Annotated in this window: 19 protein-coding genes; 9 read left to right on the top strand and 10 right to left on the bottom strand. The window is 64.0% G+C overall.

Annotated elements, in window-relative coordinates; all coding sequences use genetic code 11:
* Positions 1 to 19 precede the first annotated feature (19 nt).
* The gene (locus tag ODR01_RS10915) at positions 20 to 349 is read right to left on the bottom strand and encodes a hypothetical protein (RefSeq protein ID WP_316977681.1); all 330 of its coding nucleotides are present in this window, start codon (positions 347 to 349) and stop codon (positions 20 to 22) included.
* 213 nt (positions 350 to 562) lie between these two features.
* A complete protein-coding gene (locus ODR01_RS10910; RefSeq protein WP_316977680.1) occupies positions 563 to 775 on the bottom strand; it encodes a cold-shock protein in 213 nt (70 codons plus the stop codon).
* A 324-nt stretch (positions 776 to 1,099) separates the two neighbouring features.
* Between ODR01_RS10910 and ODR01_RS10905 the strand changes: the two genes are divergently transcribed.
* Together ODR01_RS10905 and ODR01_RS10900 are read left to right on the top strand one after the other, a co-directional pair.
* The gene (locus ODR01_RS10905) at positions 1,100 to 1,861 is read left to right on the top strand and encodes an HpcH/HpaI aldolase family protein (RefSeq protein ID WP_316977679.1); all 762 of its coding nucleotides are present in this window, start codon (positions 1,100 to 1,102) and stop codon (positions 1,859 to 1,861) included.
* A 98-nt stretch (positions 1,862 to 1,959) separates the two neighbouring features.
* Positions 1,960 to 2,385, top strand: a complete 426-nt coding sequence (locus tag ODR01_RS10900) for an OsmC family protein (protein WP_316977678.1) — start codon at positions 1,960 to 1,962, stop codon at positions 2,383 to 2,385.
* Between the two features lie 13 nt (positions 2,386 to 2,398).
* Here the strand turns inward: ODR01_RS10900 and ODR01_RS10895 are convergent, their stop codons facing one another.
* The gene (locus ODR01_RS10895; RefSeq protein ID WP_316977677.1) at positions 2,399 to 2,833 is read right to left on the bottom strand and encodes a DHCW motif cupin fold protein; all 435 of its coding nucleotides are present in this window, start codon (positions 2,831 to 2,833) and stop codon (positions 2,399 to 2,401) included.
* Positions 2,834 to 2,902: 69 nt separating this feature from the next.
* Here ODR01_RS10895 and ODR01_RS10890 point away from each other — a divergent pair, with 69 nt between their 5' ends.
* The 5 genes from ODR01_RS10890 to ODR01_RS10870 all read left to right on the top strand — a co-directional run bounded on the left by ODR01_RS10890 (position 2,903) and on the right by ODR01_RS10870 (position 11,080).
* Positions 2,903 to 5,779 carry a PAS domain S-box protein gene (locus ODR01_RS10890; RefSeq protein ID WP_316977676.1) on the top strand — a complete coding sequence of 959 codons (2,877 nt, stop codon included), beginning with the start codon at positions 2,903 to 2,905 and terminating at the stop codon, positions 5,777 to 5,779.
* Positions 5,780 to 5,807: 28 nt separating this feature from the next.
* Entirely contained in the window at positions 5,808 to 6,257 is a 450-nt protein-coding gene (locus tag ODR01_RS10885; protein ID WP_316977778.1) for an ATP-binding protein, read from the top strand.
* A 507-nt stretch (positions 6,258 to 6,764) separates the two neighbouring features.
* A complete protein-coding gene (locus ODR01_RS10880; protein ID WP_316977675.1) occupies positions 6,765 to 7,964 on the top strand; it encodes an HNH endonuclease signature motif containing protein in 1,200 nt (399 codons plus the stop codon).
* Between the two features lie 314 nt (positions 7,965 to 8,278).
* The gene (locus tag ODR01_RS10875) at positions 8,279 to 9,658 is read left to right on the top strand and encodes a hypothetical protein (RefSeq protein WP_316977674.1); all 1,380 of its coding nucleotides are present in this window, start codon (positions 8,279 to 8,281) and stop codon (positions 9,656 to 9,658) included.
* Between the two features lie 552 nt (positions 9,659 to 10,210).
* Complete coding sequence (locus ODR01_RS10870) at positions 10,211 to 11,080, top strand: hypothetical protein (RefSeq protein WP_316977673.1); 870 nt, start codon at positions 10,211 to 10,213, stop codon at positions 11,078 to 11,080.
* Positions 11,081 to 11,355: 275 nt separating this feature from the next.
* Here ODR01_RS10870 and rpmB read toward each other — a convergent pair whose 3' ends face one another.
* The 6 genes from rpmB to ODR01_RS10840 all read right to left on the bottom strand — a co-directional run bounded on the left by rpmB (position 11,356) and on the right by ODR01_RS10840 (position 16,124).
* Positions 11,356 to 11,652, bottom strand: a complete 297-nt coding sequence (gene rpmB / locus ODR01_RS10865) for a 50S ribosomal protein L28 (protein ID WP_316977672.1) — start codon at positions 11,650 to 11,652, stop codon at positions 11,356 to 11,358.
* Between the two features lie 165 nt (positions 11,653 to 11,817).
* Complete coding sequence (locus ODR01_RS10860; protein ID WP_316977671.1) at positions 11,818 to 12,597, bottom strand: SDR family NAD(P)-dependent oxidoreductase; 780 nt, start codon at positions 12,595 to 12,597, stop codon at positions 11,818 to 11,820.
* Between the two features lie 36 nt (positions 12,598 to 12,633).
* The gene (locus tag ODR01_RS10855) at positions 12,634 to 13,386 is read right to left on the bottom strand and encodes an ABC transporter permease (RefSeq protein ID WP_316977670.1); all 753 of its coding nucleotides are present in this window, start codon (positions 13,384 to 13,386) and stop codon (positions 12,634 to 12,636) included.
* Between the two features lie 30 nt (positions 13,387 to 13,416).
* A complete protein-coding gene (locus ODR01_RS10850; protein WP_316977669.1) occupies positions 13,417 to 14,208 on the bottom strand; it encodes an ABC transporter ATP-binding protein in 792 nt (263 codons plus the stop codon).
* A gap of 24 nt (positions 14,209 to 14,232) precedes the next feature.
* Positions 14,233 to 14,997: an ABC transporter permease gene (locus ODR01_RS10845; RefSeq protein WP_316977668.1), complete on the bottom strand. Its 765-nt coding sequence runs from the start codon at positions 14,995 to 14,997 to the stop codon at positions 14,233 to 14,235.
* 140 nt (positions 14,998 to 15,137) lie between these two features.
* Positions 15,138 to 16,124 carry an ABC transporter substrate-binding protein gene (locus ODR01_RS10840; protein ID WP_316977667.1) on the bottom strand — a complete coding sequence of 329 codons (987 nt, stop codon included), beginning with the start codon at positions 16,122 to 16,124 and terminating at the stop codon, positions 15,138 to 15,140.
* Positions 16,125 to 16,323: 199 nt separating this feature from the next.
* On the opposite strand from ODR01_RS10840, the gene ODR01_RS10835 reads away from it, so the two are divergent.
* On the top strand, positions 16,324 to 16,974 hold the full coding sequence (locus ODR01_RS10835; RefSeq protein ID WP_316977666.1) for a GntR family transcriptional regulator: 651 nt from the start codon (positions 16,324 to 16,326) through the stop codon (positions 16,972 to 16,974).
* Between the two features lie 79 nt (positions 16,975 to 17,053).
* On the opposite strand, the gene ODR01_RS10830 is transcribed toward ODR01_RS10835, so the two are convergent.
* Positions 17,054 to 18,421, bottom strand: a complete 1,368-nt coding sequence (locus tag ODR01_RS10830) for a hypothetical protein (protein ID WP_316977665.1) — start codon at positions 18,419 to 18,421, stop codon at positions 17,054 to 17,056.
* A gap of 317 nt (positions 18,422 to 18,738) precedes the next feature.
* On the opposite strand from ODR01_RS10830, the gene ODR01_RS10825 reads away from it, so the two are divergent.
* A complete protein-coding gene (locus ODR01_RS10825) occupies positions 18,739 to 20,190 on the top strand; it encodes an SLC13 family permease (RefSeq protein ID WP_316977664.1) in 1,452 nt (483 codons plus the stop codon).
* Positions 20,191 to 20,199 lie beyond the last annotated feature (9 nt).

Raw genomic sequence — 20,199 nt, 5'->3', positions numbered from 1 at the left:
AGCGGCGAAGAGCCAAGGGTCAGTGGCGCCACTCGGAGGCGGGCGGCAGGTCGCCCGCGACGTCCACATGGGCGCTGTCGCTTGCCGCCGCCAGCTGCCGTTCGGAAAAGCGAAGGCTGAGGCGCCGCCCGTCGTCGGTCACCAGCTGCACATCCCGGCGGCCGAACACGCTGCGCAGGACATCGGGAGCCAACCGGATTTCGCCGCTGCACATCACCTGCCCGGGCCCGGTCTGGAAACCCTCGAAGTCGTAATCGGCCCGGGCCCCCGCTTCGTCCCCCCAGGTCAGGTTGCCGGCGCCGCGCAGTCCGCCAAGGTAGCGCATGATGATCTTCTCCTTCTGGGACACGGGCTTCCGGCGGCAAGCCAGGCTGCCGTCCGCGGCCGGAAAAAGCAAAAGGCCCCGCTGCCTCGAAGAGGCGCGGGGCCAGGCGCCAGGCGCCTTCTCGGGCAGCATGCCGCCGCATCGCCCATTCAAGCCGCCAGTTCATCCGTGGTCGGCTTGGCGGATCGATGCGGCCGCCGGCGGGGTCGCGGAGCTCCGCGGCCGCCGGCGTTGCACTCAGTCGAGAGCCTTGAGATTGTCGGCCGACATCTTGCCGCTCTTGCGGTCGGAGACGAGCTCGTAGCTCACCTTCTGACCTTCGCGCAGATCGCCAAGCCCCGCGCGCTCAACGGCGCTGATGTGGACGAAGGCATCATTCCCGCCGCCGTCCGGCGCGATGAAACCGAAACCCTTCTGGGCATTAAACCATTTCACGGTTCCCGTCGTCATAAAGGAAACCCTTTCACAAATAGAGGTGGTGCATTCCCGCCATCGCGGGCCGTCGAAGCTGCATGTTCAGGTAAGGAAGATTTCGGCTCAACGCCAATTCATCCGGCCATCTATCGACGTCGCATATATGGGGCACCGCGCGCCATTAAGCAAGGACGCAAAAGCCTTTCTTCCGAAAATCCTGCGCCGGGCCGCAACCGCGACGTGTTCGACGCCCTGTTTGGGGCCTGCCCACTGCCGCCCTTGTCGCCGCCCCTGCCGGGCGCTAGCCTGGGCCGCGACATCGTGGCGCGACGCCACATCAACGGGGGGAATACCGACATCATGCGCGAAAATCGGGTACGCCGGCTTTGGGCCGAGGGCCGCGGCGCCGTCACCGCATGGGTGACCATCGCCAATTCCTACAACGCCGAACTCTATGCCGCCGAGGACTTCGACGCCGTCACCGTCGACGTCCAGCACGGCATGATCAGCTTCCAGCAGGCCATCGAAATGCTGCAGGCCGTTTCCACCCGCTCGCCGGCCCCCTTCGCCCGGGCGCCCTGGAACGATCCGGCCGCCATCATGAAACTGCTGGACGGCGGCGCCTATGGCATCGTCTGTCCGATGATCAATTCCGCCGAAGAGTGCCTCCGCTTCGTCGGCGCCTGCCGGTACGCACCGGCCGGCTATCGCAGCTTCGGCCCGGCCCGCGGCGTGCTGCACGGCGGCCCCGACTATTTCGAGCACGCCAATTCGACCATCGTCACGCTGGCCATGATCGAAACCCGCAAGGCCGTCGACAACCTGGCCGAGATCGTCGCCGTGCCCGGGCTGGATGGCGTCTACATCGGCCCCAACGACCTCGCCATCAGCCTGGGCTACAAGCCGTCGGGCGAGCCGGTGGAAAGGGAAGTCATCGAGGCCACCGACGCCATCTTCCGCCTCGCCAAGGGCAAGGGCGTCAAGGTCGGCATCCATTGCCCGTCGGGCGAATCGGCCCGCCGGCGGCTCGACCAGGGTTACGACTTCGTCGCCATTTCCAACGACGCCCGCCTGCTTTCGGCGGCGGCCAGGCGCGAACTGGCGGCGGTGCGGAAACCCTAGGTCCGGTCGGGGAAAAAGGCCGGGTTCCCCTGGCGCGGCGGGCGGCCGATGCCTACCTCCTCTGTCGTCACCACAGGACGGGAAAGGAGGAAGCCCCGATGAAGCGCAAGGCATCCGCCGTTTGGCAGGGCGATCTGCAAACCGGCAAGGGAACGGTCACCAGCGACAGCGGCGTGCTGTCGAAAACCCCCTACTCGTTCACCAGCCGTTTCAAGGACGGCTCCGGCACCAACCCCGAGGAACTGATCGCGGCGGCCCACGCCGGCTGCTTCACCATGGCCTTTTCCGTCCAGCTGGGGGCCGCCGGCTTCACGCCCGAGACGCTCGAGACCACGGCGACGCTGACCTTCGAGAAGATCGGAGACGACTGGACGGTGACCGCCATCCACCTCGACACCCGCGGCAAGGTCCCGGGCGCCGACGCCGAAGCCTTCGCGATGGCGGCGACGGCGGCCAAGAACGGCTGCCCGATCTCGCGGCTGCTGAAGGCGCCCATCACCATGGACGCCCGGCTTGAATCCTGAACGGCGGGCGGGTTCAGTCGACGATGAACAGCTTGGCGCCGATGCGGGTGCGCGAACGATGCGGCTCGGCGCCGTCGGCCACCTGATAGCTGACGCCGGGGGTCAGGGTGAACCAACGGCCGTCGGCCAGCTCGGTTTCCAGTTCGCCCTCCAGGCACAGCAGGATGTGGCCCTTGCTGCACCAGTGGTTGGCGAGATATCCCGGCGTGTAGTCGACCATGCGCACGCGGATGTCGCCGAAGGTGCGGGTCCGCCAGTAGGCCATGCCGGTGTCGCCCTCGTGTTCGGTGGGCTCGATCGCCGACCACTCGGTGGTGGCGAACGGAATGTCGGCGATGCGCAAGGCTGTCTCTCCATGGCTTAAGGGGTGGGTGAACGGGCCCGACAGTAGCGCGCCGGCCGCCGCGGCGCCAGTCTTCCCCGCCGCGCGCCCGGCCGGAAAGCGCATGTGCCTTTTTCCCGCCGCCGCGCTTTGCTACTATTTCGATCGCTTCGACGGCGCGGGATCCACCATAACATGAAAAACTGGACGATCTTCGCGACCGTGGCCCTGTGTGCGGCGGTCGTCGCAGGCGCCGCCGGCATCACCGAATACGGCCGCTACGGCGAGACGGTGGCGGTGGCCGAGCGCGATACCCGCATTGCCGCCGGGCTGGCCGCCGCCCACGCCGCGCAAACCTTCGCCGAAGTCAAATCCACCCTGCGCGGCGTCGACAGCATCCGCAACGACGTCGCCGAGGACCGCATCCGCGACGCCGAGACGACGCGCCAGCTTCTCGATTCCCTGCGCGGCGACGGGGTGGTCATCCGCTCGCTCGGCTGGACCGACGAACGCGGCCTGCAACAGGCCCGCTCCTCGAATGGCGCCCTCGGGCCGCTGCCCGCCGACATGGGCAACCGGGAACATTTCCTGTTCCACCGCGAGCATCCCGACGGCTGGGCGGCGCGGGAGCTGCACCTTTCCGCGCCCATCCGCGCCCGGGCCACCGGCGATTGGCTGGTTATCGCCAGCATCCCCCTGATCGACGGAAAGGGCCGCTTCGCAGGCGTCGCCGGGGCCGCCCTCGACCCGCTCTATTTCGCCTCGATCTATCGGCGGATCGAGTTGGGGGAAAGCCGGATCGCCACCCTCTATCGCGAGGACGGCATCGTGCTGTCGCGGTCCCCCGACGCCCCGGCCTGGATCGGCGACCAGAGCGCCCGCGCCGACCCGCCGTTTCGCGACAAAATGGCCGGCAACGCCGGCACCTACCGCGAGGGCGACGGCGAGTCCCAGGATCGCATCGTCAGCTTCCGCAAGGTCCCCAACCTGCCGCTCGTGGTGACCGTCAGCCTGTCCTACGCCGATGCCCTGGCGCCCTTTTACCGCAGCCTGCGCGTCAGCCTGTCCGCGGTCGGACTGACCCTCATCCTGCTGGCCGGCGCCGGCTGGTCCGTCACCCAGTGGATTGGCGAACGCCGCCAGTCCCGGGTCGCCCTGGAGCAGAGCGAGGAGCGCTATCGGGCCCTTTCGGAGCTGTCTCCGGTCGGCGTTTTTCGCACCGATGCCGAGGGACGGTGCGTCTATGTCAACGACCGCTGGTGCGACCACGCCGGCCTGACGGCGGCCGAGATCCTGGGCAAGGCGTGGACCGACGCCCTGCACCCCGAGGATTACGCCCGCGTGCGCGACGAATGGTCGCAATGCGCCCAGCGCCGCGAGACCTTCTCGTCCGAATTCCGCTTCGAGACGCCCTCCGGCCGCGTCACCTGGCTGGTCGGCCAGTCGGCGCCGGTCCGGGACGGCCGCGGACGCATCGCCGGCCACATCGGCACCGCCACCGACATCACCGAGCGCAAGCGCCAGGAGGATGCGCTGCGCGACAGCGAAGACCGCTTCCGCACCCTGGTCAACACCATCGACGGCATCGTCTGGGAGGCCGACGCCCGGACGCTCGACTTCACCTTCATCAGCGAGAAGGCCGAGCGGTTTCTCGGCTATCCGAGCGCGGCGTGGCTGGGCCCCGGCTTCTGGGCCGAGCACGTCCATCCCGACGACCGCGATCTCGCCGTCGCCCGGCGCATCGAGGCCACCGCCCGGCGCCAGGGCCTCGATTTCGAATACCGCTTCCTGGCCGGCGACGGGCGCACCGTCTGGCTGCACGACCTTTCCGCCGTCGCCGTCGAGGGCGGCTGGCCGCGCTGGCTGCGCGGCATCATGGTCGACGTCAGCAAGTACAAGCAGGCCGAGGAGGCGCTGCGCCGCTCCCAGAAGATGGAGGCCATCGGCCTTCTGACCGGGGGCATCGCCCACGACTTCAACAACCTGCTCAACGTCATCCTGAGCCACGCCGAACTGCTGGAGGAAATCGCCCCGGCCAATCCCGACGTCAGCCGCAGCATCGAGGCCATGACCAAAAGCGTCCGGCGCGGCGCCGACCTGACGCGCAAGCTCTTGAGCTTCTCGCGCACCCAGCCGCAGGCCACCAAGCGCGTCTCGGTCAACGCCTTCATCGAGAGCATGAAGGGCCTGATCGCCAAGTCGCTGACCCCGGCCATTCGCGTGAAAGCCGTGCTGGCCGGGGATGCCTGGCCGGTCGACATCGACCCCGGCGACCTCGAGGACGCCGTCCTCAACCTCGCGCTCAACGCCCGGGACGCCATGCCGCGCGGCGGCTCGCTGATCATCGAGACGTCCAACAAGGTGATCGACGAGGTCTATGTCGAGCGCAACCCCGGCAGCCGGGCCGGCGATTTCGTCATGCTGTCGGTCAGCGACACCGGCACCGGCATGACGCCGGAGGTGCGCGAGAAGGCCTTCGAGCCCTTCTTCACCACCAAGGGCGCCGACAAGGGCACTGGCCTGGGGCTCAGCATGGTGTACGGCTTCGTGCAGCGCTCGGGCGGCCACGCCAAGATCTATTCGGAAGAGGGCCAGGGCACCGCCGTCCACCTTTATCTGCCCCGCGCCCGGGAAACCGGTGCCGCCGTCGAGGCCGCCAGCGGCGGCTTCGAGACCCTGCCGCGCGGCAGCGAAACCATCCTGGTGGTCGACGACGAGCCCTCGCTGGTCGAGGCCGCCGTCCACCTGCTGGGCCGCCTCGGCTATCGCACCCTGACGGCGGACAGCGCCGTCCAGGCCCTGGCGGTGCTGAGCAAGGCCCCCGCCGTCGACCTTCTGTTCAGCGACGTCATCATGCCGGGCGGCATGGACGGCTATCGCCTGGCCATCGAGGCCCTGGCCCGCCGCCCCGGCCTCAAGGTGCTGCTGACCAGCGGCTTCACCCGCCAGCGCGAGGAGTTCGTCAACGGCGAAGGCAAGATCGCCCAGCATCTGACCCAGACGCTGCTGGGCAAACCCTACAACATCGCCGAACTGGCAACGGCGGTGAGAAAGGCGCTGGACGGGGCGTGAGGGGGGGGCCTCCGGGGGATTTCTAGAGATAGCCGCGGCGCTGGCGCGCGTTTTTGCCGAACGGAACCTGGATATTGCCGTCGACGTCGCCCCCGACGCGGCGTTCCGTGGCCAGCGCGAGGACCTCGAGGAAATCCTGGGCAACCTGATGGAAAATGCCTGCAAGTGGGCCGCCGGCCGGGTCAGGCTGGCCGCCGGCGACGCGGCCGACGGCCTCGTCCTGTCGGTGGAGGACGACGGACCGGGCCTGTCCGAGGCGCAGGCGGCGCTCGCCTCCACCCGGGGCACGCGACTCGACGAGAGGATGCCCGGCTGGGGCCTGGGGCTTTCCATCGTCGCCGACCTGGTCGACGTCAACGGCGGCGTCATGGACTTCTCGCGCTCCGCCCTCGGCGGCCTGGCCGTCACAATCCGGTTTCCGCGCGGCGGTCTCTTGAGCGGCGATGACAGGCCGACGCCGGAGACTCCCGGCGTTTAGCGGCCGCGTGCCATCCGGATGATGAATGACCGCAGGTCGTCTCGCTTCGAACCCGTGAAGCGCGTGAAGAGGGACCGCGCGGGTCATCGTGCGAAAATCGCTTGGAGTCCGGAACGGCCTGCTCCCGCCCCAGCGGTCGCTTATCGGGGCCGATGCGCCGGGCCCTGCCCGCCAAGAGCGTCTGCGGCCATGTCTGCGATGCGAAGGTTCCACATCAGGCGGAAACTCCGCTCGCGGTCAGCCGTTGCCGAAGCGCCTCCCCGGCATCAGCGTCCGTTTACCTCGTTCCGCGCCTCAAAGCGCAAACGGCTCCCGGCCCGCCGCGACTGTTTTGCGGCCATGCAGGGCGTTGAAGCCAGCTTTGCCGTTGCCCGAAAGCAGACATTTATCTAGCCCCAAGATTCGCAGATAACGCGCCCTGTAGTTGATCGAATTTTGATAGTTGCAGCAGTCTTACGAGCGTGCGTAGAACAGTTGGCATCGAACATATCACAGGTGGCAACCGGCGTGACGACTGAAGCCAAGCGAGCCTCGAATCACACCCGCAACCATGCGAGGGTCAACCGAACAGTCGCCGCGCTAATGCGGCGCGGCCTCGATAGTGACCTTGCCAACCAGATCAAGCAGGTTGGTTTCACGTTGACGGACTTGAAGCAGTGTGATGACGATGCTTTGGCCAGACTGGGATTGAGCACGGCAGACATCGCGGCCGTTCGCGACGGCGATCGGCCGCCGATCCCATTCGATACGCTCGTGCAGGTATTGTGGGAAAACCGCGCGGCATGCTGCGTATGCCGCGCGTTTGATCGAGCCATCATCCTACATCATATCGCCCCTTGGGCGAAAAGCCACGATCACAGCGCGGCAAATCTGGCGGTGCTATGTTTGGAACATCACGCGCAGGCGCACCGCACGGGAACTCTGGAGCAAAATCTGGGTGAGGCGCAGCTTCGTGCATACAAGCAAAAATGGGAGGAAGAGGTTCGGCACCTCGACCCTAAGGCAATTCTCGACGCAACGAGAGTCGATGCGCATCACTGGTGGTGGTTTAACCATGTACGTGTGCTAGAGATGGCACGGAAGCTCGAAATTGATCTCACCAAGCAAAGCTGCTTTTTGAGTGTTGCCGCGCGCGGCTGGGTTAATGCCGACGGACAGATTTCCGAGCGGCACCTCGATGCGCCTTACATGTATGTCGGTGGAGACGGAATCCTCCTCTACGAATATATGCGTGAGGTTGTCGAAGCGGTTTTCGCGCGAACCACGATCTTTAACCTGAGCGATGATCTCGACCCAGGCTTCTTATGGCGTATCGTTCAGCCTGGTGATCTCATCCTTGTTCAGGGACGGCACACCTTCAAATCACTCAATCGGGAAAGAAGCGGGCCCGGCCAGGCGTGTGCGGTGCGCCGACAGGCCAACCGCGTTCGGGTCAGCTTCACAGTCGACCGTTGGGAAGCGGTCGCGAACTCTTCCTGGTCGGTCTGGCTTTCCGGTGTCAAACATGCCGCAAGCGTGGTGCGGATCGCCCATATCGAGCGCGAGGACAATTGTCTACACCTTCGGTGCACCGGAATGGCGGTCGGATCAGCGCTACAAGGCCTGTCAACGCGCCATTATTACTGCACAACATGGCCCGAGCGAGAGGTCGATGACGACGACTGGGGCGACTGGGTTAACGACGTTCCGGAAGAGGACTGTTGTTGAGTGCTAGTACAGCATTATCCGAGCTCGACTTACTCATCCCCGGAAATCGCACTACGGTTACTCAATTGACGGCCAAGTTCTCGGTCTTAGAGCACGTTGCCTACAAGGTTGTCGGCCAAGCGTCGCTTAACCCTGCACAAGAAGCTAAAAGGCCGGGCTGATAACCCGGCATTGACTTTCGACATCCCCTGGCTCGCTTTCTTGCATGGTCCCAATGGCGCGCACTGGATCACCGTGATTCTACGATCTGAGGGCTGGACGGAGACGAAGCAGATCTGTCAACTTAGCATGGTACGCTTGAGCGGGATTTCCACATGAGCACCAATCGTCGCATTTTAATTGATAACGCCACGCTGAGCGGTGTGGAGCGCATTACTGGCATCAGCCGAACGATGAATCTAAATAACATCGATAACGACATTCTCTGCCTCGAAAAGCTCATTACGGCGATATTGTTCAGCGACAAACTAATAGGAGTCGATGACTACAAGAAAAAGTTTCGCTCGGGAAGGTTTGAAAACTTCGACTTCATCGAATTCATCAAGATAGATCAGCCTACCTATGCAGCGCTCGCAACAGACGCAGCAACATTTGCGCGAAGCATGACCTTTTCATTCGAGGGGTCCAAACCGGCTGGTGATGTCGTCAGTTTTTTCGAGGCTCTCCGGATCGATCCACAGTTGCGATGGGACGTTTTTGTTTCAAGCGAATATCTAACGCTTTCCTTCTTGGTAGAAGACCCAAAAAACGCACCTTATGAGACGTCAATAGATACCGTTTTCCGCAACGAGGAAACCGATTGCGAGCTCGTAGCCACTGGAACGGATCACCAGCCAGCCTTTCGCGTTGCTAAGCGCTCGGACATCACGGATATCAAAGATTTCGTACACGCACTCTCATCGAACAACCCGCAATATGCGGGTATCGATTATAGAAGCGCGTTGAACCGCATACTATTTGGTTTCGGTTGGGCCGCCGAGCGGTCGCATTTTTATAATGCGGTCGCGCATATGGAAGGGGCTGATGCTTACTTGGCGCCTCTTCGCGACGCCTTTTGCGAGAGCTGTTGTCGGATCGATTATCCCTCACGGGTGATCAACCTGCTCGAAACGCTGAAGGCGAATTCGCAAAAGACACTATCTTCCATTCTTGAGCCGAGCGGACGGGCTAACTTTGCGATGCGTCTGCCCTTTTTCACTGCCTATTTAATATCGAAGACGGACAATCCCAGACAGTCTATTGATCTCGCTCTTTCAATGCGCAGTGCGAGCGAATTCCAGGATTGCCGGACGATCTTCCACAATCTCGATCATCTATCAGCGGCGGATAAGGTAAAGGAAATCAACGGCATTCTAAAATACCTAGATCAATCGTGCGCTCGCCTTATGAGAAAATACGCTGTGTCGACGGAAAGTGGTTTGCAATTTTCTTTGTCGCTGGGACTGACAGGTATAAACCTCGGCGCCAGCGTAAAGCTAAATCAGCTTTTCCGGTCCTATAAAAATGAACCCTTTGCCCGCGTTTTCCGGAATATCGCACAGGATATGCTCAACGTGGAGCGACTTGGCGGACTGTATGATACGGTTTGCTCTTTGATCCGGGAGCACCCCGAAGCAAGTTACCCCAGAATTTCGACAACGCCGAAGTATATGGAGCATAGGGAAAACGAGCATAGCCGCCCTGCAAAGCTCTAGGCACCTTACTGTGCCTAGGCGGACGCTGTCGACCATGACTTGTCATGGAAAACCTTCGTTTGGAGGAGCCCCCCCCTGCACAAACGCCCTGTTCGGCGTTCCTGTGCTCCATGGCAGACCGCCCCCTTTCGGCCCCATTCGGTCGCACCAGAATGGAAGCGCGAGTTATCGCTCCTGTCCCATGGCGGCCGTCTCCGTGTGCGGCCTCCCCGACCGTCAGGCTCCCGATTTCTGTTGCAAATTCCTGAGAATTGGTGTATATTCCTATTTTACTTTATCCGATGGGAAAAGGAAGCGGTGGGCGCGGCGCGGGCTCCCGGCGCGATGGCATGGTTTTCCGCCGCCGGACCGGCCCCCGTCGAGGTCCCTTAAGGTTCTGAAATCAAAGGCGAAATTGGCAAAATGACGAGAAATGACGAGGTTTTTTTCTGCGTATCGGCCAATCTCTCTTTGTTTTCAACGGGTTGGCCGCAATCGCCAAAACCGGAATCTCGTCATTTCCGGGGGCGCGGCCCGGCCGGCGGCCGCTCGACGATCGGGCGGGTCCTGGCGATGGCGATGCTGGCGGCGGGCATCGCGGCCGGCGGGCCGGGGCCGGCGGCGCGGGCCGCCATCGACACCCCGCACCTGGTCGTCAGCGACGCCACCGGCACGCTGTCGCAAGGCGACCTCGGGCGACTGGCCGGCCAGGCCGAGGCCCTGCTGGGGCGCGTTCTCGCCTTCTGGTCGGCCGATTGCGCGACGGACCGCCTGGGCAAGATCGCCGTCGTCTTCGACGCCCCGCGCCGGGGCGCCTATTCCAGCGTCTTCTACTGGGACACCGCCAACGGCCGGCGGGTCCGCGTCGTTCGCGTCTTCGGCTTCGCCGAGACGCCGCAGATGATGGCACACAAGCTGACCAGCGCGGTGTTCCCCCAGAAGGACAAGCTGATCCGCAACCTGATGGGAACCCTGGCCGAGGCGCAGGTCGGCAATCCCCTCACCTTCCCGCGCTGCGGCCTCGACGGCGACGACTGGGTGCGGGCGCTGATCGAGGCCAAGGCCCTGGTCCCGCTGGCCGGCCTGGGGCCGGACCACGAGGCCTGGGGCATGAAGCTGGCGGCCGGAGGCCAGGTCACGGTTTTCGACCGCGCCAAACAGCACGCGGCGTACGCCGAGACGGAATCGTTCGGCGGCCATCTCTTTCGCACCCATGGCATCGCGGGGCTGAAGCGGCTGCAGGCGCTGTCCCAGGGCCGGGAGCGGCCGTTCCGCGAGGCGTTCGGCGCCGACCTTGCGGACCTGGAGGCGAACTGGCTGGCCGCCCTGGCGGCGACGGCGGGCGAGCGGCAAGGCCCGGCGGCGCGGGCCTCGGCCCTATGGAAAGCCGACCCCGCCGGCGCCTGCGCGCAAGCCCAGCGCCAGGCCCACGGCCCACGCTAGGCGGTTTGCGATCCGACGGAACCGTTCCGCCCTTCGAGGCCCCCCCTCCCTACCCTCCCCCGCAAGGGGGGAGGGAGTTTCCGCCCCGGCACCGCCTTCTTCCCCCTCCCCCTTAACGGGGGAGGGTTGGGGTGGGGGTGTTCCGCCGCGTCCAGGCGATCGCAAAGTGCGCCAGGGGGCGCACCGATCGGCGCCCGGCCCCATCGGAGAATCGCCCGCGCAAACGAAAGGCCCGCTCGCGCGGGCCTTGGCCGGGGTCTCGAAGGAAGGAGCGGTCAGGCGTCGGCGCGCTTCTCGGCGGCGGCCTGGACCTGCTTCTTCAGGCGCTTGAACTCGGGGGCCAGGGTCTTGTCGCGCGCCGTGATCAGATAGCCGTCGATGCCGCCCCGCTTCTCGATGGTGCGCAGCGCATAGGTCGAAACCCGCAGCCGCACGGCCTTCTGAAGGCTGTCGCTCCACACCGAGGTCTCCTGCAGGTTGGGCAGGAAACGACGCCGGGTCCGGTTCTTGGCATGGCTGACGTTGTTGCCGGTCTGCACACCCTTGCCGGTCAGCTCGCAGCGCCTGGTCATCGGTCTCGTCCTCTTCGGTCTCTCAACTGGCGGCCCCAAGCCGCCACCCTTCGCCGGGAGCATACGCCCGGGAAGGCGGTTTATTAAGGAATGGGCGGCCTCCCGTCAAGGGAAAAGCGGCGGCCCGCGAGCGTCGCCCGCGGACCGCCGCCGAAAGGCCCCCGCCTAGAAGGTGCCCGGATACTTGCCGCCGTCGAGCAGCAGGTTCTGGGCGGTGATGAAGCCGGCCTGCCGGCTGCACAGATAGGCGCAGAAGTCGCCCAGCTCGGAGGGCTGGCCGAAACGCCCGGCCGCCACCGCGGCCATGCGGATGGTCTTCATCTCCTCGTAGGTGCGGTTCTGCACCTTGGCCATCGCCTTGGTGTTGGACTGATGGCGGTCGGTGTCGAAGTCGCCCGGCAGCACGTTGTTGATGGTGACGTTGTGCTTGGCCACCTCGCGCGCGGCGCCGGCGACGAAGCCGGTCAGCCCGGCGCGGGCGCTGTTGGAAAGCCCGAGGATGCCGATCGGCGCCTTCACGGCCGAGGACGTGATGTTGACGATGCGCCCGAACTTGCGCGCGATCATGCCGTCCACGGTATCCTTGATCATGAAGATCGGACCCAGCATGTTGCCCTTGACGGCGGAAATCCACGCCGCCTCGTCCCAGTCGCGGAAGTTGCCGGTGGGCGGGCCGCCGGCGTTGTTGATCAGGATGTCGGGCTCGGGGCACAGCGCGAGCACGGCGGCGCGGCCCTCGTCGCTCATCATGTCGGCCGCCAGCGGCGTCACCTTGGCGCCGCTCGCCTTGCGGATCTCCTCGGCGGCGGCTTCGATGTTCTCGCGGGTGCGCGCCACGATGGTCAGCTCGACCCCCTCCTTGGCCAGCGACAAGGCGCAGGCCTTGCCCAGACCCGCGCTGGCGCCGCCGACGATGGCCTTGCGGCCGGCGATTCCCAAATCCATGCTGTCATTCTCCTCGTTGCGTAAGATCTAATCGGGTTAACGGGTGCGGGCGTAATACTCGATGCGCTTTTCGGCAAAGCCGACCGCCTCGGCGGTGGCGAAGGCGAAGGCGAACACCATCAGCAGCAGGGCCCAGAATTCGTCGAACAGGAAGTTGCGCGAATAAAGCTCGAACAGCTCGCCGATCCCCGTGATGGCGACCAGCAGCTGGCCGATGACGACGCCCTTGACCGCGCGGATCAGGCCTAAGCGAATGCCGGCCAGCACCTCGGGCAGCGCCGCCAGCAGATAGATGCGATAGAAGATCAGCCAGCGGCTGGCCCCGAAAAAGTAGGCCATCTCGGGCAGCGACGGGTTGACGTGCTTCACCCCGGCGCGGGTGTCCAAGACGATCGCCCAGATGGCGAACAGAAAGACGCTGGCGATGACGGTGGCCTGGCCGATGCCCAGGATCACCATGAAGATCGGCACCACCGCGGTCAAAGGCGCGCTGACGAAGATGTTGACCCAGACGCCGATCAGGCGGTCGATGGTCTTGCTGACCCCCATCAGGAAACCCATGGGGATGCCGACGACCACGGCCATCGCCAGGCCCTTGAAATAGGCGTCCGCGGTCACCGCCATGGCATTCCAGAACTTGTCGGTGGGAAGCATCTCGAGGCCGGCCTCGAACACGTCCGAGAGCGGCGGCAGGATGGCCAGCCCGGCGTAGCGCCCGGCCAGCTCCCAGATCACCGCCCACAGCAAAAGCGAGTAGACGATGGGGATCTGTTTTCCGAAGAGTTTCATGCTGTCACCCGTTTTCTAGCGCCATCCGACCTACAGGTAGGTGCGCAGCACCGCCCAGATGTCGTCCACGTAATCGAGGTAGTTCTTGTCGCGGCGGATGTCGTCGGGCGACTTGTCGCGGTTGATCTCGGTGCGGATGATGCGCTGCACTTTACCCGGACGGGGCGACAGCAGGACCACCTGGTCGGACACGTAGACCGCCTCTTCGATGCTGTGGGTGACGAAGATGACCGTCTTCTTCTGCTTGGCCAGCAGTTCCAGCAGGTCTTCCTGGAACTTACGCCGCGTCTGCTCGTCGACCGAGGCGAAGGGCTCGTCCATCATCAGGATGTCGGCTTCCACCGCCAGCGCCCGGGCCAGACCGACCCGCTGGCGCATGCCGCCCGAAAGCTCGTGCGGATAGCTCTTCTCGAAACCGGCCAGGCCGACCTCGGCGATGTACATTGTCGCCTTCTCCGCCCGCACGTCCTTGGGCACGTGGCGCAGTTCCAGCCCGAATTCCACGTTGCGCTGCACGGTGGCCCACGGCATCAGGGCGAAGTCCTGGAACACGAAGGCGCGGTCGGGACCGGGGCCGGTGACCTTCCTGCCGCGGATGCGCACCTCGCCCTCGGTCGGTTTGAGCAGGCCGGCGATGATCTTGAGCAACGTCGTCTTGCCGCAGCCGCTGGGGCCCAGAAAGGAGGTCAGCTCGCCCGACGGGATCTTGAGATCGACGCCTTTCAGCGCCTGCACGCCGCCTTCGTAGCGCATGGCGACGCCGTCGACTTCGACGATGGTTTCCTGCTGCGTTTCCGTCATTTTCATAGCCACTTCGTTCATGGGGTTTCCAGTCTTGGGCAGGGCTTAGCGCTTGCGGGTTTCCGGGCGGACCAGGAACTCCATCTTGAGGAGAACCGTCAGCGTGACCGCGGAAAGCGCGATGATCGAGGTGATGTCGGCGAACATTTCCGGATAGTCCGCGACCGAGCGGTGATAGGTGATCAGGTCGCCGATGCCGGTCGGCGTGATCAGGAGCTCGGCCAGCACGACGCCGACGAAACCGGCGCCGATGCCGAGGCGCAGACCCGCGAAAATCAGCGTACTGGCGTTGGGCAGGATGATCAGACGGACTTCCTGCCAGCGGCTGCCCTGGAACGAACGGATCATCTCGAGGAGGGAAGGATGGGTGTGGCGCACGCCCTTGTAGCAGTTGAGAACGACCAGCGGCAGCGCCATGATGACGACGGCCACCACCTTCGAAGTCAGGCCAATGCCGTACATGTAGGTCACCAGCGGGATGATGGCGGCGACCGGGGCGGCATAAAGGATGATGAAGACCACCACCATGAACCATTCCATGGTTCGCCACAGGCCCATGACGACGCCAAAGCCGACGCCGGCCACCGCACTGATGGCGATGCCGATGATCAGCGGCTGGGTGGTCTGCAGGTAAGCCGCGGCAAAGTCGCCGTTGAAGGTCATTCTGACGAAGGCGACGAAGGTATCGCCGAAGGTGGGAAAGGACAGGCTGATCGGGATGCGGCCGGCGATCTCCCACGCCCCGAAGAAGAGCGCGAAGGACATGAGCTTCCACAGCCATGTCTGTCGGCCGAGAGTGCGAAGCGCCATTGTGATTTCCTGTTTTCTTTTTTTATGCCGGCGCCGCGGCGGGGCGGTGCCGTCCGCCCCCGGATGGACGCAAGATGGGCGCCCATCCGGAAAGCGGAGGAAGGATGAGATGCGGGATCGGCTCTAGGCCTCGGTTCCGCTTAGTTGCCCAGCTTCTTGAGGGCGGCGTTGAGCGGCCCGAAGGTCCAGAAGTCCTCGACCTTGAGATCGGCCGGCGTGCCCTGGATCTGGCCGGCCACCGAATAGAAGTCGAGGTCGGACTTGGCGGCAACCATGCCGCCGCCGTCGGTCGGGAACATGCCGCCCTTGACGCCCACCTGGTAGTAGGGAAGAACTTCCTTCTCGAGGTCCTTCGGCAGGTCCTTCAGGAGGCCCAGCTTCTTGCGCTCTTCGACCACGTAGTTGGGGTCCTTGTTGATGGCGCGCCACGTCTTGACCAGTTCCTCGATGAAGATGCCGACCGTCTCGGCGTTCTTCTCCAGGTAGTCGGCGCGCGCGAACATCGCCTCGTCGCTGGCCTTCACGCCCTCCAGGGGCAGGACGGCGAACTTGCCGGGCGCCTTTTCCATCAGGAAGTTGGTGTTCACGGCGTCGATGATGGTCGCCTTGATGTTGCCCTGCAGCATGGCCAGCGCGCGGACCTCGGAACCGGGCACGTAGCTGAGGCTGCCATACTTGATGCCGTGCTTCTGGGCCATCAGGTTGGCGATCGCCTGGGTACCGGACGTGCGCGAATGGACCACCAGGTCGCCGCCGTTGAGGTCCTTCCAGGTCTTGTAGAATTCGGTGTTGACCACCGGATAGAACTGCAGGGTCGACAACTGGATGAACAGCCGGATCGGCGCCTTCACCTTCTGGATGATGGCATAGGGCGTGCCGATGCCGATGTCGGCCTGATCGTTGACGATGGCCTGGTTGGCGATGTCTTCGGACTTGAAGGAAATCAGCTGAACATCGACGCCACGGGCCTTGGTGTGCTCGATGGCGATCAGCATGTTCAACGTCTCGACCGACTCGATGTCGCCCAGGCCGAGCCTGATCTTGCCGGCGGCCTGCGCGTCGTTCACGGCTGCGATCCCGGTGACCAGAACGGCCGCGGCCGTCAGCCGGGACAGATGACTCCACATATGTCGCATAGCCTTCCCCTTTTTCGCGAGTTTGTACGATTTTAGGTGCGGGTAACCAAGGTCATCAAACTACAGCCTTCCCGGATTGTCAACAATCCTGTATATTGTTGACAATTAATCGGATTCCCTGGAGTTTTGGGGATACGGCTGGCTTAAATGGAGTGTTGATGACAATCGCGAACAGCGATATTAGGTGCCCATGATCGAGCGTCCCCAATCCCTGACCGCGGTGGTGTTGCAGGAGCTGGAGCGCCAGATCCTGTCTGGCAACCTGGGGCCCGGCGAGCCCGTCAACGAAAAGGCGTTCGCCGAGCGCAACTCGGTCAGCCGCGGGCCGATCCGCGAGGCCTGCCGCAAGCTGGAGCAGGCCGGCCTGGTGACGATCATCCCCAACCGCGGGGTGTTCGTGCGCAAGCTTCAGGCCAAGGATGCCATCGAGATCTGCGACATCCGCGCCGTGCTGTCCGGCTATGCCGGGCGCATCCTGGCGGAAACGGTGACGCGCAGCCAGATGGCCGACCTCGCCGAGATGGTCGAGCGCATGGAGAAGGACGCCAAGCTGCGCAACGTCGAAGGCTTCTATGCGATCAACTCGGCATTCCACCAGGCCATTTTCGATTTCGCCGACAACCAGCGCCTGCGCGAGATGTACGCCGCCATCAACAAGGAACTGTACCTGTTCCGCTGGCGCGCCATGCTGGTCAGCCCCGACCTCGAGAAATCGAACCGCGAGCACCAGGAGATCCTGAAGGCGCTGGCCGAACGCGACGCCGCGCGCACCGCCATGATGATGGAACGGCACGCCATTTCGGTGAAGAACCGCATCGTCGCCTCGGGTCTCGGCGAATAGCCTCCTCGCGACGCCACGACAAAGGCCCGCCGGCGTCCCGGCGGGCCTTGATCGTCTGCGGCTGCAAAATGGGATTCGGTCACGCGCCCCAGGGTTTGATTGCGGCCTTCAGGGCCTTATAGCCGTCGATAAAGCGCGGACGCTCGCCCCCATAGACCCGGTCGAACGCGGCCAGCACGCCATCGAAGTATTCCCGAAGCTTCCGATTGCCGGGGTTCGCATCGAGATAGGCGTCGCGGATCAACACGAAGTGGATCCGCGGGTCGTACGGCTTCTTGGTCCCGCCCTCGGTCTCGTCCCCCGCGAGCAGGCGCCGCAGCATCGCGTCGGCCGAACCCAACGTCTGTTCGTGAATGGGCGGCCCATCCATGCGGTGCATCACCGAGGTCATGTCCCGCCCGTTGCCGGTGGTGTAGCCCATGTCGCGCCACACCGCGTTCATGTCGACGGACTGGCCAAGATGCTTGGCCACCATGCCGCCAAAAGCGCGCAGCGGGTCGGAAACATCGGCCAGCAGGTCGGTGAGCCGATCGCCATCGAGGTCGGTCGCCAGCACGATGGCGTCCCGCTTCTCGATCAAGTCCCAAATAAGCAGCCCGAAATTGGTGTCGGAGATGTGCTGCTCGATCCGCCCGCCCCAGGTCTCCATGCCCTTTTTGAAGTCCGGCGGCAGCAGGGCGACGATGCGGTCGATGCTCTCACGATGCTCCTCGTAGGCATCGACGGCGTACTTTCGGCCCACCTTGAACTGGGTGCCCTTCAGCAGCCAGGAATGAAGGCCCGCGTTGATGCCGTCCTCCATCGCCTGGGTCGGCTTCATGGCCACGCGGCCCAGACGTCCCGTCTCGTGGACCATCTTCAGGAACAGGCGGTTCGCATAGGCCATCTGCACGCCGGGCGTGTTGATCTCCGAGTGCACGATGCCGGTCTTGGCGTCGACCGTGAAGGCGGCCCGGTTCTGCGAGTACGGCAGGCATGGCATGCAGCGGACCACGGTGATCGGCCCATAGGGGCGGACATTGCAGAACACCCCGGCCTGCGTACGCAACGGCGCGTTGGCCGACTTCCCCATGACCACGACCTTGCCGCCCTTGCCGTCGTTGACCATGGCGTCGCCGGCGGTCGACCATTTGATCGAGGTGAAGGGGAGATTGCCGAACCAGGCCAGCGACGCCAGCTTGGTGTCGTGCCGGTATTGCGACCACATCGGCACCGCGTAATAAGGAAGGCCGAGCACGTCGACCGCCGACAGCGTGCCAAGCAGGGCAAAGGCGTCGGTCAGCGAGTGAACGATGGGGGTCACGACGCCATCGTGGTTCCCTCCCTTCCAAACGACGGCATCGGGATGGCCCTTCGGCCGAACGTCCGTGGGTTCAAACAGCCCCGACAGCAGCCCGAACAGATCTCCGTCGGCCTCCGCGCGGGCGATGGACACCAAATCGATCATGTGCACCTTCCCCTCTGTGGTCGAATAACAAAATGGCGGACAGCCCTTGCCGCCGTGCGAGCCCCCGCTTCACCGGGTAATTCTTCGCGACGTCCAATTGTCCGATTATCGGTATTCGTGTCCGTTGGGGTGCGCCCCGAAGAAGCGTATGCGAAACCTGTCGCCCGGACGCCGAAAAAATAGGCGACAATGCCCGATTTGGCAAGCATGAAGGGCAGGCATCGAGTTTCTCGATATCGGGATCGGGGAATACAATTTGACCCGCAGCCGGCTCCTTCCCGATGATTCCGCGAAAGAACCGAGCGTGGAGGGAGCCAATGGATATCGATAAAATCGGCAGGACGCCTCTGGAGCAGTTGATGTTCTACTTCGGCATCCCTGCGGGATTGATCGTCTTCGGTACGATCATGACCATGACGACGCCCCTGGGGATAGCCCACGACGGCCAAGTGGCCATGGCCGTGTTTGCCCTGGCGCTGATCCTGTGGGTCAGCAAGGCGGTTCCCAATCACGTGGCGTCTCTGATCGTTCTCATCTTACTATCGGTGTTGGGCGGCTGGAGCGAGAAGAACGCGCTCGGCGTCTTCGGCTACGACGTCATCTGGCTGATGATCGCCGCTTTCGTCATTACGTCGGCCTTGGCCAAAAGCGGCTTCGCCCGGCGCCTTGCGCTGTGGCTGATCACCAAGTTCGGACGCACTGCATCCTCCATTCTGCTATCCATGCTGATCGCCAACTTCCTGATCGCCTTCCTGGTACCGTCGACGACGGCCCGGGCCGCCATCATGCTGCCCATCATGCTGATGGTTGCCCACGCCTACGGCGTGAACGAGGGCAACGCCAACATGGGCAAGCTCCTGGCCATCCAGGGCTTGCAGGCCAACAACATCAGCACCACGGCCATTCTGACGGCGACGGCCCCGCAGATCATGGCGGTCGGCTTGATGAAGGACCTGGCGGGCATCCAGGTTTCCTATACCGACTGGCTGGTGGCCTCGGCCCCCATCGCCATTCTCACCCTGCTCGGCTCTTTCTTCCTGGGACGACTTATGTATCCGCCGGAAAACGTCGGTGGCACCGTCGGCGGCCTCGATCGGCTGCACGAGGAATACCGCAATCTCGGCAGGCTGAGCGCGATGGAAATCAAGGCCCTCACCATCTTCGCCCTGACCATCGGGCTGTGGGTGACCGACAAGTGGCACGTCGCCGCATTCGGTTTCAACATCAGCCTGGTCATGGTGGCGGTCATTGCGGCGACCCTTTTCTTCCTGCCGAAGGTCGGAATTCTCGACTGGAAGGAGGCGGACATTCCGTGGAACCTGATGATCTTCTCGGCCGGTGCCTACGCCGGCGGCTTGGCGCTGGACAGCTCCGGCGTCGCCAGTTGGGCGCTCAATGGCCTATTCGCCAGCCTCGGCGTCACCAGCATGAGCTTCCCGGTGCTGTTCGCCGTGATCATGCTGATCGGCAGCTTCAGCCACTTCTTCTTCACGTCGAAGGTGGTCCGCACAGTGATCCTGATCCCGACGGTGATCGCGCTGGCCAAGGCCACCGGCATCAATCCTATCGCGCTGGCACTGCCGGTGGCCTTCACGCTGTCGGACACCATCACCCTGCCGCCCCACTGCAAACCCAACCTGATCTACTACGGCTCGGGCTTCTTTTCGGTGCTCGACCAGTTGTTCTATGGCATCGGCGTCCTGCTCATCAAATGGGGCCTGATGCTGGTGGCGTCCTTCACCCTGTTCAAGGTGCTGGACATCACGTGAGGCAGGCAA

This window comes from Shumkonia mesophila (assembly GCF_026163695.1).
GTDB classification, from domain to species: Bacteria; Pseudomonadota; Alphaproteobacteria; order Rhodospirillales; family Shumkoniaceae; genus Shumkonia; species Shumkonia mesophila.
Note: the sequence above shows the minus strand (reverse complement) of the source record. Positions and strands in the feature narration are given on the sequence as shown.

Excerpts from the sequence above, each read along its gene's own strand:
- ODR01_RS10835 (WP_316977666.1), top strand. The coding sequence starts at position 16,324 with ATGATCGAGCGTCCCCAATCCCTGACCGCGGTGGTGTTGCAGGAGCTG.
- ODR01_RS10855 (WP_316977670.1), bottom strand. The coding sequence starts at position 13,386 with ATGAAACTCTTCGGAAAACAGATCCCCATCGTCTACTCGCTTTTGCTG.
- ODR01_RS10895 (WP_316977677.1), bottom strand. The coding sequence starts at position 2,833 with ATGCGCTTTCCGGCCGGGCGCGCGGCGGGGAAGACTGGCGCCGCGGCG.
- ODR01_RS10870 (WP_316977673.1), top strand. The coding sequence starts at position 10,211 with ATGGCGATGCTGGCGGCGGGCATCGCGGCCGGCGGGCCGGGGCCGGCG.
- ODR01_RS10875 (WP_316977674.1), top strand. The coding sequence starts at position 8,279 with ATGAGCACCAATCGTCGCATTTTAATTGATAACGCCACGCTGAGCGGT.
- ODR01_RS10850 (WP_316977669.1), bottom strand. The coding sequence starts at position 14,208 with ATGAACGAAGTGGCTATGAAAATGACGGAAACGCAGCAGGAAACCATC.
- ODR01_RS10905 (WP_316977679.1), top strand. The coding sequence starts at position 1,100 with ATGCGCGAAAATCGGGTACGCCGGCTTTGGGCCGAGGGCCGCGGCGCC.
- ODR01_RS10845 (WP_316977668.1), bottom strand. The coding sequence starts at position 14,997 with ATGGCGCTTCGCACTCTCGGCCGACAGACATGGCTGTGGAAGCTCATG.
- ODR01_RS10890 (WP_316977676.1), top strand. The coding sequence starts at position 2,903 with ATGAAAAACTGGACGATCTTCGCGACCGTGGCCCTGTGTGCGGCGGTC.
- ODR01_RS10825 (WP_316977664.1), top strand. The coding sequence starts at position 18,739 with ATGGATATCGATAAAATCGGCAGGACGCCTCTGGAGCAGTTGATGTTC.
- ODR01_RS10900 (WP_316977678.1), top strand. The coding sequence starts at position 1,960 with ATGAAGCGCAAGGCATCCGCCGTTTGGCAGGGCGATCTGCAAACCGGC.
- rpmB (WP_316977672.1), bottom strand. The coding sequence starts at position 11,652 with ATGACCAGGCGCTGCGAGCTGACCGGCAAGGGTGTGCAGACCGGCAAC.
- ODR01_RS10910 (WP_316977680.1), bottom strand. The coding sequence starts at position 775 with ATGACGACGGGAACCGTGAAATGGTTTAATGCCCAGAAGGGTTTCGGT.
- ODR01_RS10860 (WP_316977671.1), bottom strand. The coding sequence starts at position 12,597 with ATGGATTTGGGAATCGCCGGCCGCAAGGCCATCGTCGGCGGCGCCAGC.
- ODR01_RS10840 (WP_316977667.1), bottom strand. The coding sequence starts at position 16,124 with ATGTGGAGTCATCTGTCCCGGCTGACGGCCGCGGCCGTTCTGGTCACC.
- ODR01_RS10830 (WP_316977665.1), bottom strand. The coding sequence starts at position 18,421 with ATGATCGATTTGGTGTCCATCGCCCGCGCGGAGGCCGACGGAGATCTG.